Source organism: Pseudomonas silensiensis (assembly GCF_050434865.1).
GTDB classification, from domain to species: domain Bacteria; phylum Pseudomonadota; class Gammaproteobacteria; order Pseudomonadales; family Pseudomonadaceae; genus Aquipseudomonas; species Aquipseudomonas fluorescens_W.
This window is the reverse complement of the sequence record NZ_JBNDJH010000013.1, coordinates 142,244-156,716: the sequence shown is the minus strand read 5'-3', so window position 1 is coordinate 156,716 and position 14,473 is coordinate 142,244. Positions and strand designations below refer to the sequence as shown.

Sequence of the window (14,473 nt, the reverse complement as noted above, 5' to 3'; positions counted from 1 at the left end):
GCGCGACGGACACCCTCCCTTGCTTTGTGCCTTCTACGCTTCTGACGGTGACGAAATCGGTCAACCTTCAGGAGTAAGTGCATGTCATCGTTTCAAGGTATCTGGGTCCCTCTCGTTACACCGTTTCGCAACGGTGCGATCGATTTCGTCGGCTTGCACCGGCTGGTCAATCATCTGCTGGAAAAAGGCATCGATGGCGTTGTGGTCTGCGGCACCACCGCGGAAGCGGCGGCACTGAGCAAACACGAGCAACTGGCGGTGCTCGACGCGGTGCTGGCGCAGGTGCCGGCGGAACGGGTGGTCATGGGCCTGGCCGGCAACAATATGACCGAGCTGCTGCAATTTCAGAGCGAGATCCTGAAACGTCCGCTGGCCGGTTTACTGGTCCCGCCGCCGTATTACATCCGCCCTTCCCAGGCAGGCCTCGAAGCGTTTTACCAAACCGTTGCCGACGCCTCCAGCGTTCCGCTGATTCTTTACGACATCCCTTACCGCACCGGCGTGGCGTTCGAGCAGGCAACCCTGCTCAACATCGTCGCCCATGAGCGAATCGTCGCGATCAAGGATTGCGGCGGCAATCAGGCCAACACCCTGGCACTGCTAGGCAGTGGCAAGGTCGACGTGCTGTGCGGCGAAGACAACCAGATCTTCAGTGCCTTGTGCCTGGGTGCCAAAGGCGCGATTGCCGCTTCGGCGCATGTTCACCCGGCGCTGTTCGTGGCGTTGTATCAACAGATACGCGACAACCGGTTAGCGGCGGGTCGAGCGACATTCTTCCAACTGCTGCCGCTGATTCACAGCCTGTTCATCGAGCCCAATCCCGCCCCGGTGAAAACCGCCCTGGCCCTTGAAGGCTTGATCGATGACGAACTGCGCGCGCCGATGCTACGCAGCAGCGAAGCCATGGCGATGCGTCTGAAGGAAGTGCTGGCGGCGTTGAACAGCAACAATCGATAGAGCGCCAGCAACCAGCCCGAGTACCATGGAGCCATTCGCATAACGCGTCAGGGAGTCGACATGCTTTACCGAATCGCCGCCGACGGGCTGGTCCTGTTCCACCTGTTGTTCATTCTGTTCGTGCTGTTCGGCGGGCTGCTGGTGCTCAAATGGCGCGCCCTGATCTGGTGGCACCTGCCTGCGGCTGTATGGGGCGTGTCGGTGGAAGTCTTCCACCTGACCTGCCCGCTGACGCAGTGGGAAAACCTCATGCGCGATGCGGCCGGGCAAACCGGTTATAGCGGCGGCTTCATCGACCATTACGTGTGGCCGGTCATTTACCCGGCGGGCCTGACACCGGCAATTCAACTGGGACTGGGCAGCGTGGTGCTGGCGATCAACGTACTGGTCTACCTTCGGTTGATCAGGCTGTGGAAATTACGTCGGGCCACCTGAACCCGATCAAGGATTGCGCCCATGTTATCGATTGAAGATCTGACCTTGCTGGAAGCCATCCGCGAAACCGGCAGCCTGTCGCGGGCCGCAGCCCACTTGGGCAAAGCGCCCTCGACGGTGTCCTACGCGGCGCGGCAACTGGAGGAACGTTTTGATGCCTTGCTGTTCGACCGTCGTCGCTACCGCTTGCAGCTGACCCCGGCAGGTGAGTTGCTGGTAAACGAGGCGGCGCGACTGATGCAGGACGTCTCGCGGCTGACCCAGCGGGTGCAGCAAGTGGCCAATGGCTGGGAGAGCCGGCTATGGATCGTCACCGATGAGTTGCTCGAATTCGAAGCGTTGATCCCGGTGATTCACGAGTTCGATGCGCTGGAATCCGGCGTGCCGTTGCGCATCACTCAGGAAGTCCTCAAAGGTGTTTGGGAAGCCCTGCGTGAAGGCCGCGCGGACTTGATCATCGGCGCCACCAACGAACCACCGGCCATCCCCTCCTTGCGCTGGATGCAACTGGGGGAAATGGAATGGGTGTTCGCGGTGTCGCCCAAACATCCGCTGGCCAAGGCCGAGGAGCCGATTTCACGCGCCATGGTTGCGCAGCATCGGGCGATTGTCGTGGCCGATTCATCCAGAGCGACCGAGGGCAGCACCTACGGTGTCTCCGGCGGCCAACCGGTGCTTGCCGTGCCGACCATGCGCGCCAAGATTCTCGCCCAGTGTGACGGGTTGGGCGTGGGTTGGTTACCGAAACATCGGGTCGGCTCGCTACTGAAAAACGGCACGCTGGTTGAAAAACAGATGGCCGATCCCCGTGAGCCGAACATTTTGTATGCCGGCTGGCGTGGCGATCACGACGGCCGCGCCCTGGGCTGGTGGCTGGAAAAACTCAAGCAATCGTACCTGTCCACCAAGCTGGTTCAGGGGAGTGACCGGTTTGTTTGAATTCAGTTGGCAATGACGCTCATGTTCCGACCGCTGGCCTTGGCCACGTACAGCGCCTTGTCGGCCGCCCCCACCAAGTCATCGGGCTGGGTCTGGGACGCCGGATCATAAGCGGCGACGCCCAGGCTGACCGTCACCGTGCCCTCAGCACCTTCACTGTGCTCGATGCCGGCCTGTTGAACCGCGCGACGCATTTTTTCCGCCACCAGAAACGCCCCCACATAGTCGGTCCCGGGCAGGACCACCGCAAACTCTTCGCCGCCATAGCGGGCAGCCAGGTCGCCGGGGCGCTTGATGTTGTCCCTGATGATCGTGCTGATGTTGCGCAAACACTCATCGCCGGCCACATGGCCGTAAAGATCATTGAAGCTCTTGAAGTGATCGACATCGATCATCAGCAGCGCGAGGTGGGTCTGGTTGCGCCTGGCGCGACCCATTTCGGCAAGGATGAACAGATCGAACTGACGCCGATTGGACAGCCCGGTCAGCGCATCCTCCAGCGCCAGCAACTCTAGACTGTGATTGACCTCGATCAGTTTTTCCTGCGCATCCAGCAATACGCTCTGCACGTGATTCTGCTGCGTCATGAGGCGAATGAGGCGATAACCGAGTACGCCCAGAAACCCCAGGAATAACGAGAAGATCCCGGCACTCAGCAGTACCTCCTTACGCCAGGTGGCCAGGACCTCATCTTTATTCAGCGCAGCGAAGATGATCAGCGGATAACCGTCGACCCTGCGAAATCCGACCACCCGCTCGACGCCATCCACATAGGAGGGGACCGTTGCCGTGCCCGAATTGCCCTTGGGCAACAGTTGCGTAAACAGCGGTCCCTTGGCAACGCTGAGGCCGATTTCAGCTTCTTTGAACGGCCGGCGAACGACGATCGTGGCGTCAGCGGCAATCAGGTTGATCACGCCGTTACCCCCCATGTCGATGCTGTTGTAGAGCGCAAGGAAATGGCTGAGATAGATGGTTGCCAGCGCTACGCCGGCAAAGCTGCCATCCGGATGATTGATACGGCGGGAAACCGTTATGATCCATTCACCACTCGAACGGCTCTTGATCGGCGGACCAATGTGAGGCCCACGATCAGGATGATCACGGTGGAAGATGAAGTATTTACGGTCGGCATTGTTCGCATTGGGCACGACGGCGCCATTGGAATTGGCGATCCACCGACCTTTTTCGTCATACACGAACAAGCCATGGAGTTGGCTCAACTCACTGCGCAGGACCCTGAGCAATCGCTCCAGTTCGGGCAGCCGGGCCTGGTCCATACCGTCGTTTTCGAGGCGATCCACCACCGTAAACAGCAGCGTATCGGCCTGTTTGATCGAAGCCTGCGCCTGCGAAGCCAAGGTCTGCGCAAGGTTGGACATCGCCACTTCCTTGTCATGCAGATGGTACTGGCGCGAGTTCCAGGCTTCCCAAATCACGATAGCCGTCATGGACAGGCACACCGCGACCAGCAGAAGCACCACAGAGCGAACCTTGATCGCTGCCCCGCCCTCCTCGGCGACCCAAGGCACGTCATGGCGGGATTGTTCAATTCGATTGTTAACGGATGGATGACCCATGACGCTCCCTGAATCCTGATCACAGGGCGAATCTTCCCGTTCGCCCTTTTTCTGCCCCCTGACGGGTATGAGCCGCCTGGTGCCAGGCGACTATGCCTCATCAAACACCCGATAGGTTGATCTACGCGAGAAGTATTCGCTCGGCTGTCTCGACAAACGGCGTAATGCTGTTCACTTAAGGTTGGGGGGCATATCCGTTTCTTCGGTAACGGCGGCTATTGGTTCCGCCCTTACGGCGGGTCACTTTGGAAAAGCCCCAAAGTAACCAAAGGGTTCTTGCCCCTGTCGTTCGGCCTCTGGGAAAGGGGCGGCAGATCTGAAGCCAAAGCAGCGGCAACAACCACAGCCACAGCCACAGCAAGATCAAAAGATCGCAGCCTCGTTTCACTCGACAGCTCCTACAGGGGGGAAGGCGGTGTACGCGCGCCCCTCACCACTCAACAGGCCGAGCGTTAGCTCGCCTGCAGCTCTTGATCTGGATGCACCGCCCCCTCGAGAGGCCGAGTGGAGGTTCTGCGCAGTGGGCAACCCGGCATGGATGCCGGGTTAGCCGCCCCCGGCCATGGATGGCCGATGGCGGCGGGCCCACGGAGCAGGACCGGAGCGAGGGCATGCCGAGCCTAGGCGAGGCACCGAACGACAGGGGCAAGAGCCCTTTGGTTACTTTGGGGCTTTTCCAAAGTGACCCGCCGTAAGGGCGGAACCCTAAGCCGCCGTGACCGCAGAAACGGATATGTACACAATCAACAAAAGACAGGTCGATCGCCTCGACGTGGTTCGAGAAAACCTGCGTCTACGGGTTTAAGAAGGGCTACTCGCCCTCTTCCACGCCCAAAACGTCAGGCCAATCCCGATAATCGACGGCAGCGTGACCGCCGGAAAATCCACCCACAGGACCTCTGGCCCGCAGATCCCGGCCGCCACTTCCCAGAAGTGAAACAGCGCGTGTGCCGTCAGCCAGGTTGTCGCCGAGGCCCAGAGCAGAACCCGGTAGATCGGGCTCACGCTGCCGCCGATGAACGCGGCGCCAATCGCCACATAGAGCAAACCGATATCCCGGATGAAATGCTGATTGAACAGGCCAGTGCGTTCCACGCCGGGTACCGCGGTGTACCACAGCGAGGGATTGATCAGCATGAACACGCCGTTGGCGGCCATGGCCACGCCGAGGATGGCGGCGAAGATCAGGATCGGGTGAAGCGTGTGTTTCAGGGACATAAGCGTTTCCTTGCCGGCGTCAGGCTCCCGTACGGGACATGAAGGTTCAGCCTAATTGCCACGTCCCCGAAACCCTACAGCCAATGCTGCGGATTTCGCCCACACCATTGTGTTACTTCGACGTCTGCTTCACGGCCTCGATCCAGGCCGGATTCAATTGCGTCTGATCCGTCTCGATGCCCAGCGCTTCCATTCGAGCCTTGTGCTGATCCATCTCGCGGGTCAATTGGCTGTGATCACTGGAGTTGCCGTCCAGTTCGTGCATCTGGCTCAACCCCAGATGGTAGAAACGCAGCAGCTTCATGGCCGTCGGATCACCCTTCTCCACCGCCGCCGTCACCTGATGCATGACGTTGGTGATGCTCATCAGGCTGCGCTTGAGCCGCCAGCCGTAAACCGCCGGGGCCATCCATGGCTGGGTCCAGAACGTGCCGCGCATCAGCGCGACCATCAGCAGCACCGACACAAACACGCCGCCGACGTTGAATCGCAGATTGTCGCCACCGGGTTCACCGAACAGCGCCACCGCCGTGGTCGACAACACCATCGCCAGGGCCAGGAAAATCAAGGCTATGATTATCGTGCTGCGTCGCGTCTGGCTTCGATAGCGTTCGGGGTTCTGCGGCTGGATTTCGAACATCGCGACGGGGTTCCTTGAGGGCATGGGTAAAAAGGCTGCGGGGCATTATCGCCTCTGCAGGGGATTTAGCTATGCTGGGGCTCCTTTTCATCTTTTCATCGTCAAACGGGGAAATGGCGATACAGCGCAGTTCGTGCCATCTTCTTTCATGGATACATACTATTCGGATGCCATTTGCCTGTATGAGTGGCATCGTTTTAAGGATCATTGAATGACCCAACGACAAGTAATCAACGCCTCGGTCAGCCCAAAAGGCAGCCTGGAAACCCTTTCTCAACGTGAAGTACAGCAACTGAGCGAAGCCGGATCCGGCAGCACCTACACCTTATTCCGCCAGTGCGCCCTGGCCATCCTCAATACCGGCGCCCATGTCGATAACGCAAAGACCATCCTCGAAGCCTACAAGGACTTCGAAATCCGCATTCACCAGCAGGACCGCGGCGTACGCCTGGAACTGCTGAACGCCCCGGCCGATGCCTTCGTTGATGGCGAAATGATCGCCAGCACCCGCGAAATGCTCTTCAGCGCCCTGCGCGACATCGTCTACACCGAAAACGAACTCGACGCCCAACGCATCGACCTGAGCACCTCACAGGGCATCAGCGACTACGTCTTCCACCTGCTGCGCAACGCCCGCACCCTGCGCCCCGGCGTCGAGCCGAAGATCGTGGTGTGCTGGGGCGGCCACTCGATCAACACCGAAGAATACAAATACACCAAGAAAGTCGGCCACGAACTGGGCCTGCGCAGCCTCGACATCTGCACCGGTTGCGGTCCTGGCGTAATGAAAGGCCCGATGAAAGGCGCGACCATCGCCCACGCCAAACAGCGTATCCACGGCGGCCGCTACCTCGGCCTGACTGAGCCGGGCATCATCGCCGCCGAAGCGCCGAACCCGATCGTCAACGAACTGGTGATCCTGCCGGACATCGAAAAACGTCTGGAAGCCTTCGTCCGCGTCGGCCACGGCATCATCATTTTCCCGGGCGGTGCCGGCACGGCCGAAGAGTTCCTGTACCTGCTCGGCATCCTGATGCACCCGGACAACGCCGGCCTGCCCTTCCCCGTAGTCCTCACCGGGCCGAAACACGCCGCGCCGTATCTGGAGCAACTGGACGCGTTTGTCGGCGCCACCTTGGGTGAAGCTGCGAAACAACACTACGAGATCATCATCGACGACCCGGCTGAAGTCGCGCGTCATATGACCCAAGGTCTCAAGGCAGTCAAACAGTTCCGCCGCGAGCGCAATGACGCGTTCCATTTCAACTGGCTGCTGAAGATCGACGAAGGCTTCCAGCGCCCGTTCGATCCAACCCACGAAAACATGGCCAACCTGAAACTGAGCCGCAACCTGCCGGCCCACGAACTGGCCGCCAACCTGCGCCGCGCGTTCTCCGGCATCGTCGCCGGCAACGTCAAGGACAAGGGCATCCGCCTGATCGAAGAACACGGGCCGTACCAGATCCGTGGCGATGCGGCGGTGATGCAACCGCTGGATCAACTGCTCAAAGCCTTCGTCGCCCAGCACCGGATGAAACTGCCGGGCGGCGCGGCGTATGTGCCGTGTTATCAAGTGGTTGCGTAACAAAGCTAATAAAGATCATTCCCGCGCTCTCGCGTGGGAACGATCTCGCGGTACTCATGCTCAGAGGTGATCCGCGTCGATCACTGCCTTGGCAAAGGCCTGCGGATCTTCCTGCGGCAAGTTGTGGCCGATGCCGCCGTTGATGAGTCGGAACTCATATTTGCCGGTGAAGCGCTTGGCATAATCCTCGGGAGCCGGATGCGGCGCCCCGTTGGCATCCCCTTCCATGGTGATGGTCGGCACCGTAATGACCGGGGCCTTGGCCAGCCGCTGCTCCAGCGCTTCATATTGAGGTTCGCCCTGAATCATGCCCAACCGCCAGCGATAGTTGAAGATAGTGATAGCGACGTGGTCAGGGTTTTCCAGGGCGGCGGCACTGCGATCGAAAGTCGCGTCGTCGAAAGTCCATTTCGGCGATGCCAGCTCCCAGATCAACTTGGCGAAGTCATGGCGATTTTTTTCGTAACCGGCCTGGCCACGTTCGGTAGCGAAGTAGAACTGGTACCACCATTGCAACTCTGCCTTGGGCGGTAGCGGATTCTTGCCGGCGGCCTGATTGCCGATGAGGTAGCCGCTCACCGAAACCAGCGCCTCCACCCGCTCCGGCCAGAGCGCCGAGACGATGTCCGCCGAGCGCGCGCCCCAGTCGTAGCCACCGAGCACTGCCTTCTTGATCTTGAGCGCATCCATAAAGTCGATGACATCACTGGCCAACGCGGCGGGCTGGCCGTTGCGAACAGTCTTGTCTGACAGGAAATGCGTGTCGCCGTAGCCCCGTGCATACGGGATCAGCACCCGGTAACCCTTGGCTGCCAACAAGGGCGCCACTTCGCTATAGCTGTGAATGTCGTAGGGCCAGCCGTGCAGAAGGATCACCACCGGACCATCGGCGGGGCCGACTTCGGCGTAAGCCACACTCAGCAACCCGGCGTTGACATGCTTCAGCGGACCAAACGAGTCCGACTTGAGGGTGCCGGCGCTGGCCACCACGGGCTCTGGCGTCGCGGCTTGCGCATTGGCTGCACCAAGGGCACCTAACTGCATCAGCGCGAAAGCGAGGACCGATGGGCCAAAGAAACGACGACGTGAGTCATTTTTTGTGCTCAACACATTCATCTTCATGGTGATTCCCTGGAAGTCATTGACCGGGTGTTCTGGACGATAAGCGTAGTGGAAAGATCAACCGCCCTGATTTCCGCACTCTGCGAATTTGCTGTAATCGAGGACTTTCTGCGTGCCGCTGGAATCGAGGTAGGTCAGGCGGGCATCGACAATGCCGCAATTGCCGCCGCCGTTGTCGACGACGGAAACCACTTTCTTGATATCCAGGTGGGTGCCGTGAGAAGTTGTCTGCGACGGCGCTTGAACATCGGCATGGGCCGAAAACGCTGCAACGTTCAGGACCGCGAAGAAGCTGGCGGCAATCAGTTTGTTCCAGTTCATGGTGATTTCCTCAGGGTTGCAATGGGCGGTGGTTGCGAGGCAAGTCGTCTTGTCTCGATGGAACCCATTTAATCGGCCCGAGGTATCTGCCATGTGTCGTAAAACCAGGCGTATTAAGGCGTAAGGTGTCACAAAGGGCGCCAGATACAGTGCGATACAAAGCGAATAACAAGAGGCTTGAGCGATGGAACATGTGAACCACATCCTGATCGTCGACGACGACCGGGAGATTCGCGAACTGGTCGGCAATTACCTGAAGAAAAACGGCCTGCGCACCACGGTGGTTGCCGATGGCCGGCAGATGCGCAGTTTTCTGGAAACCAATCAGGTGGACCTGATCGTGCTGGACATCATGATGCCCGGCGATGACGGCCTGCTGCTGTGCCGCGAATTGCGCTCGGGCAAACACAAAGCCACGCCGATCCTGATGCTCACCGCACGCAACGACGAAACCGATCGCATCCTCGGCCTGGAAATGGGCGCCGACGATTACCTGACCAAACCCTTCGCCGCCCGCGAACTGCTGGCGCGGATCAATGCCGTGTTGCGCCGCACCCGGATGCTGCCGCCCAACCTGCTGATCACCGAAACGGGCCGATTGCTGGGTTTTGGTCGCTGGCGCCTGGACACCACCGCCCGGCACTTGCTCGACGAAGACGGCACGATGGTAGCCCTCAGTGGCGCCGAATACCGTCTGTTGCGGGTGTTCCTCGATCACCCGCAACGGGTGCTCAGCCGTGACCAACTGCTCAACCTGACCCAGGGTCGCGACGCCGACCTGTTCGACCGCTCGATTGATTTGCTGGTAAGCCGTCTGCGCCAGCGATTGATGGATGACTCACGGGACTCGACCTACATCAAAACCGTACGCAGCGAAGGCTATGTGTTCTCCTACCCGGTGGAATTGCTCGGTGCAGAATCATGAAGCGCTCTCCCAGCCGAACCTGAGGGGACTTTTTCATAGGGCTTTGTATCCGTCTGTATAAGAACCGGCGACAGATACGCAGACACCGATTTCGGCTGGTTCGAGCACACATCACCGATACACCCGAGCGTTTAACTGTGATCACCGGATAGCAGCAGCTACCGACCCACTCAAACTAAACGCACGGAGAATTACCCATGTTCAACTTCTCGAAAGTCTCGTCCCTGGCACTCGGTCTGGCGCTGGTTGGTGGTCTCGGCCTGTCGAGCCTGGCATCGGCCCACACCGGCAAGGCTGCGTCCCCTGGCCAGGTTCAACAACTGCTGGTGGAAGGCGGCTCCGATCGTCTGATCGAGAATCGCGTGGCCGAAGGCGGTGCCGACCGTCTGCAAGAACTGCGCGAACGTGTTGCATCGGTCAGCCCGAGCAATGCGGTACGCGGTGGTGTGGTTGTCGCGGAAAACCGCGCCGAGTTCGGCTCGAAATATCAGCGGTATTGAAAGAGATCTACACAGCGGCAGAGATTGATCGTTCCCACGCTCGGGTCTGCACCCCAAAAGTTGGACACAACTGATGGGGTGTTTCATGGGTAAGTACACCGTTCAAGCGAAGTTATCAGCCCTGCATTTTCCCGCACGCTGGCAACAGGCGCTGGACGAGATGAACCGCGATGGGCGTCTGGAACAACTCAAGCAGCGCTGGCTCAGCGACAACACACCCCGCTGACAATGGATCAACGCTCTCGATTACAACTATGCGTCAGGGTGTTTTTTCATCGCGATGCTCCAGCACTACAGTGGCCACATCTTCTCCCCACGCTCTGGAGCATCATCATGAAAAGCATTATCGGTCTTGGATTTGCCCTTTCGGTTCTTGGCGCCACCTCCGCCATCGCCGCCCCTCACGCCACCTCGCAGATTGTTGCCACGGCCAAAGTCAGCCAACCGGCCACACTGAACGTGAACACCGTCGGCGTTGATCACAAAGACAGTCAGGCGAGCAAACTCTACGTCGCTGAAAACCGCCCTGAGTTCGGTTCGAAGTATCAGCGTTATTGATCAACGGATTTGCTCTGCTTGAAACAAGAAACCCCGGGGAGATCCGATCTCCCCGGGGTTTCTTGTCTTTAATGTTGAAATACAGGCTCGAGATATCTGTAGCAGCTGCCGAGCCTGCGAGGCTGCGTTCGAGCGCGCAGCGGTCGCAGAATCAGGTGATACGTTTTTTCAGCCAGATCGTGCACTCAGGTTTTACGACCGCTGCGCGATCGAACGCAGCCTCGCAGGCTCGGCAGTTGCTACAGGGGCGTTGTTGTCAGGCGAGCGGCAAGCGCCTTGGCCTGGCTCGCGACGTCAGTCACCGCGGTGCTTTCCCACCACATGCCGCGCAACGGTGGGCCCATTGCGAACAGACGGCTGGCGACGTGTTCATCGGCGCCCAACACCGCGCCATCGACTGCTGCCGCGATCCCCAGCGCCAACGGCCCCGGCCGGACTAGTCCGCGTGCCAGCAGTTGCTGTGGCAGCGGTCGGGCGACCCGGCGCCAGTCGTATTCGATGCCGCTGGAATTGATCAACGCCGCGCCGCTGACAACGGTAGTTTCTGCTTCACCACGACGCCGAATGCGGATGCTCACTGCGCCGTCCGCTGAAGGCTCCAGCCCTTTGAACGATGCCGCCTGAATCCGCAACCGCCCTTCCTTGTGCAAGCGCTCTACCAGTTCGGCACTCAACGGCGGCGAGCGGTGGTGATGACTTTCCCACCATGGCCGCACATGCCGCACAAACTGCCGACGCTGCACGTCCGTCGCCTGATTCCACAAGCGGCCGATGTGTGCCCGCACGGTGTCGAGCGGCGCCTGCCAGTCGATGCCTTGAGCGATCGCGTCCCGGCAATGCCGACGCAGTTCGCGCACCAGCTGTCGCGGTGTGCGAAGGCTCTGATCCTCGGCGAGAAAATCCACCCAGGCCGGTGGCTGACGACGTACATGAGGCAGCAAGCCATGCCGGGAAAACACTTCGATCGGCCCGCGATGCCCGGCCTGTTCCAGCGACACCACGGCATCGACCATGGTCAGGCCCGAACCGATGATCAGCACGGTCGACTGCGGATCGAGTTGCTGCATCGCCGCGACGTCCCACGGGTCAAGCGCGGCGGCGTTCAAGCCGCTGGATTCGGTCTGTGGGGTACGCGCAGCGGGAAACATCCCGGTCGCCAGTACGGCATAGGCGCCCTGCAAGCGTTGCCCGTCGCTCAACGTCAGCAACACAGAATCGTCCCGGGTTTGCAGGTCAACCACCTCGGCCCGCACATGCTCGACCGTTGAACCGTTCACCACCCCCACCGCTTGCGCTTCCGCCAGGCGCTGCTGCACGTACAAACCGAAAATCCCCCGTGGCGGGAACAATTCGCTCACCGGCACATGTTGCTCATCAGACTCCGGCCAACCGCCGGCCGCGATGTACTCGGTCAGCCATTGGGTCAGGTCGTCGGCGTTGTCCGGGTCGACGCTCATCCGCGCCGCGTTGCCGTTGAGCGTATGGCCCAATTCGACCGCGCTGTACGCCTCGCCCCGTCCCAGTTCGGCGCGGGGTTCGATCACCAGCACTTGGCGTTTGCCCGGCAGGCGCAGCAACTGCGCCGCCAGCATTGTACCGCTGAGGCCGCCGCCGACGATCAGGATGTCCGCGTGGCGAATGGCGTCGGTGGCCTGCCCGCTTTGGGTTTCAGTCATGGCGTTCTCACTGATCAATGTTTCATCTCGAAAATCTCCTGGACGATAATAGGCGCCAAACCTATGAAGGTTCATCAAGCAATACCAAAGTAGGACGGAGAAATACCGCTGACTCGCAACGCTTGCCTCTGATCCTGATCGTTGGCACGCAGAACGTGGAAACGATCATCAATAGGAGACCACTTTCTTCTCCTGCTGTCGCAACGCAGACAGGTCTCGATAACCCGCACCCGGATGAGTCTCCGGCAATCTCGGCCCTTCCCCAAACAACTTCTCGCGCAAGGTCCCCGGCGCGTATTCGGTTTTGTAGACCCCACGTTTCTGCAACTCCGGCACCAGTAATTCCACAGCGTCGATGAAGGTTTCATGGGTCAGTGCATAGGCCAGGTTAAAGCCGTCCACATCGGTCTCCTCGACCCACTCCTGCAACAAGTCGGCGACGGTCTCCGGGCTGCCGACAAACAACGGTCCAAAACCGCCGATGCCCACCCAGTCAGCCAGTTCGTTAGGTGTCCAGACCTTGTTCGGGTCCGCCGTGGAGAACGCTTCCACCGCCGATTGAATGGCGTTGGTGTGCACATGCTTGAGCGGTTCATCCGGTTTGAACTGGCTGAAATCGATCCCGGTCCAGCCAGAGATCAACGCCATCGCACCTTCATAACTGACCCAGGTTTTGTATTCCTCGAACTTGGCTTTGGCCTTGGCGTCGGTCTCGCCGAGGATCACGGTTTGCAGGTTGAAGATCAGGATCTTCGACGGATCGCGTCCGGCTTCGGCAGCGCGACGACGGATGTCGGCAACGGTTTTCTTCAGCAGCACTTTCGACGGAGCAGCAACGAACACACACTCGGCATGCTCGGCGGCAAACTGCTTGCCGCGACTCGATGCGCCAGCCTGATAGAGCACCGGTGTGCGTTGTGGCGAAGGTTCGCAGAGGTGAATGCCCGGTACCTGGAAGTGCTTACCGACGTGCCGGATTTCGTGGATTTTGCTCGGGTCGCTGAAGATCCGCCGCTCGCGATCCCGCAGGATCGCACCCTCTTCCCAACTGCCTTCCCACAGTTTGTAGCAAACCTCCAGGTACTCTTCGGCGAAGTCGTAACGGGCGTCGTGTTCGGTCTGGTTTTTCTGGCCGAGGTTCTTCGCACCGCTTTCCAGGTAAGAGGTGACGATGTTCCAGCCGGCACGGCCCTTGGTCAGGTGATCGAGCGTCGACAGGCGTCGGGCGAACGGATACGGGTGTTCGAACGACAACGAGGCGGTCAGGCCGAACCCCAGATGCTCGGTGACCAGCGCCATCGGCGGAATCAATTGCAGTGGGTCGTTGACCGGCACCTGCGCCGCCTGACGGATCGCCGCGTCACCATTGCCGTTGTAGACGTCGTAGATGCCCAACACGTCGGCAATGAACAAACCGTCGAACTTGCCGCGCTCGAGGATTTTCGCCAGATCGGTCCAGTACTCCAGATCCTTGTACTGCCAGGAGCGATCTCGTGGATGCGCCCATAAACCCGGCGACTGGTGACCGACGCAGTTCATGTCAAACGCGTTGAGACGAATTTCTCGGCCCATCAAACAGCACTCCTGAAGCTTGGGGGGTGGATGCCGTTGAGGCGGAAGTTGCCGATGAGGTGGAGTTTGCGGTGCAACGGATCATGCAGCGATCCGGGCAACACAGTGCGTTGGCCGGTGAGTTCGAATTCGGCGTTGCTGACAGCATTTAAAGCGTCGACGCTGGCCAGGTGCGACTCGGCGATGGCGACGCTGATTTCCGTGTCGTCATCAACGCGGTTCAGAAAGTCTTCGGCGCGTTCGAGCAGCGCGGCGGCGACTTCGATGCGGATGTGCAAATCGCCGAAGCGGCTGATGACGTAAGGGTCATCCGTGGCTTGGGCCTGCTGCCGGACGAAACGCAACGTCGCATCAAGCACGCTGCGAGCGTTGTGCAAATCATGCTGACTTTTGGCCAGGGGCTGCCCGGCAACAATCGGTTGAGTCAAAGCGTTCATGGTGGGCT

General features: G+C 59.9%; 16 protein-coding genes. 8 read left to right on the top strand and 8 right to left on the bottom strand.

The features are described 5' to 3' along the window. The first annotated feature begins 81 nt into the window (after positions 1-81). From dapA to QF010_RS19555, 3 genes are read left to right on the top strand one after another with little or no spacing between them, the layout of a single operon-like run. Entirely contained in the window at positions 82-957 is an 876-nt protein-coding gene (dapA, locus tag QF010_RS19565; protein WP_033057686.1) for a 4-hydroxy-tetrahydrodipicolinate synthase, read from the top strand. A 60-nt stretch (positions 958-1,017) separates the two neighbouring features. Then, positions 1,018-1,392 carry a DUF2784 domain-containing protein gene (locus tag QF010_RS19560; RefSeq protein WP_033057685.1) on the top strand — a complete coding sequence of 125 codons (375 nt, stop codon included), beginning with the start codon at positions 1,018-1,020 and terminating at the stop codon, positions 1,390-1,392. A gap of 21 nt (positions 1,393-1,413) precedes the next feature. Then, a complete protein-coding gene (locus tag QF010_RS19555; protein WP_033057683.1) occupies positions 1,414-2,331 on the top strand; it encodes a LysR family transcriptional regulator in 918 nt (305 codons plus the stop codon). Positions 2,332-2,333: 2 nt separating this feature from the next. On the opposite strand, the gene QF010_RS19550 is transcribed toward QF010_RS19555, so the two are convergent. From QF010_RS19550 to QF010_RS19540, 3 genes are all read right to left on the bottom strand, one after another. Next, positions 2,334-3,911, bottom strand: a complete 1,578-nt coding sequence (locus QF010_RS19550) for a sensor domain-containing diguanylate cyclase (protein WP_429509332.1) — start codon at positions 3,909-3,911, stop codon at positions 2,334-2,336. 801 nt (positions 3,912-4,712) lie between these two features. Then, positions 4,713-5,129, bottom strand: a complete 417-nt coding sequence (locus QF010_RS19545) for a hypothetical protein (RefSeq protein WP_156363922.1) — start codon at positions 5,127-5,129, stop codon at positions 4,713-4,715. Positions 5,130-5,241: 112 nt separating this feature from the next. After that, on the bottom strand, positions 5,242-5,769 hold the full coding sequence (locus tag QF010_RS19540; RefSeq protein WP_429509331.1) for a DUF3087 domain-containing protein: 528 nt from the start codon (positions 5,767-5,769) through the stop codon (positions 5,242-5,244). 211 nt (positions 5,770-5,980) lie between these two features. On the opposite strand from QF010_RS19540, the gene ppnN reads away from it, so the two are divergent. Then, entirely contained in the window at positions 5,981-7,354 is a 1,374-nt protein-coding gene (ppnN, locus tag QF010_RS19535; protein WP_033057677.1) for a nucleotide 5'-monophosphate nucleosidase PpnN, read from the top strand. 60 nt (positions 7,355-7,414) lie between these two features. On the opposite strand, the gene QF010_RS19530 is transcribed toward ppnN, so the two are convergent. Continuing rightward, positions 7,415-8,476: an alpha/beta fold hydrolase gene (locus tag QF010_RS19530; RefSeq protein ID WP_429533735.1), complete on the bottom strand. Its 1,062-nt coding sequence runs from the start codon at positions 8,474-8,476 to the stop codon at positions 7,415-7,417. 57 nt (positions 8,477-8,533) lie between these two features. Then, the gene (locus QF010_RS19525; RefSeq protein ID WP_033057674.1) at positions 8,534-8,797 is read right to left on the bottom strand and encodes a DUF2790 domain-containing protein; all 264 of its coding nucleotides are present in this window, start codon (positions 8,795-8,797) and stop codon (positions 8,534-8,536) included. Between the two features lie 184 nt (positions 8,798-8,981). On the opposite strand from QF010_RS19525, the gene QF010_RS19520 reads away from it, so the two are divergent. The 4 genes from QF010_RS19520 to QF010_RS19505 all read left to right on the top strand — a co-directional run bounded on the left by QF010_RS19520 (position 8,982) and on the right by QF010_RS19505 (position 10,780). Further along, a complete protein-coding gene (locus tag QF010_RS19520; protein WP_033057672.1) occupies positions 8,982-9,722 on the top strand; it encodes a response regulator in 741 nt (246 codons plus the stop codon). A gap of 197 nt (positions 9,723-9,919) precedes the next feature. Then, positions 9,920-10,222, top strand: coding sequence for a phage infection protein (locus QF010_RS19515; RefSeq protein ID WP_429533734.1), 303 nt, complete (start codon positions 9,920-9,922; stop codon positions 10,220-10,222). Between the two features lie 85 nt (positions 10,223-10,307). Then, complete coding sequence (locus tag QF010_RS19510) at positions 10,308-10,448, top strand: hypothetical protein (RefSeq protein ID WP_429533733.1); 141 nt, start codon at positions 10,308-10,310, stop codon at positions 10,446-10,448. A gap of 107 nt (positions 10,449-10,555) precedes the next feature. Further along, the gene (locus QF010_RS19505; RefSeq protein ID WP_033057668.1) at positions 10,556-10,780 is read left to right on the top strand and encodes a hypothetical protein; all 225 of its coding nucleotides are present in this window, start codon (positions 10,556-10,558) and stop codon (positions 10,778-10,780) included. Between the two features lie 239 nt (positions 10,781-11,019). On the opposite strand, the gene QF010_RS19500 is transcribed toward QF010_RS19505, so the two are convergent. The 3 genes from QF010_RS19500 to QF010_RS19490 form a co-directional block, all read right to left on the bottom strand. Continuing rightward, complete coding sequence (locus tag QF010_RS19500; RefSeq protein WP_429533732.1) at positions 11,020-12,456, bottom strand: FAD/NAD(P)-binding protein; 1,437 nt, start codon at positions 12,454-12,456, stop codon at positions 11,020-11,022. A gap of 168 nt (positions 12,457-12,624) precedes the next feature. Then, complete coding sequence (locus tag QF010_RS19495) at positions 12,625-14,028, bottom strand: LLM class flavin-dependent oxidoreductase (protein WP_429533731.1); 1,404 nt, start codon at positions 14,026-14,028, stop codon at positions 12,625-12,627. Continuing rightward, entirely contained in the window at positions 14,028-14,465 is a 438-nt protein-coding gene (locus QF010_RS19490) for an acyl-CoA dehydrogenase (protein WP_429509326.1), read from the bottom strand. Before QF010_RS19490 ends, QF010_RS19495 begins: the two co-directional genes overlap by 1 nt. Between the last annotated feature and the right edge of the window lie 8 nt (positions 14,466-14,473).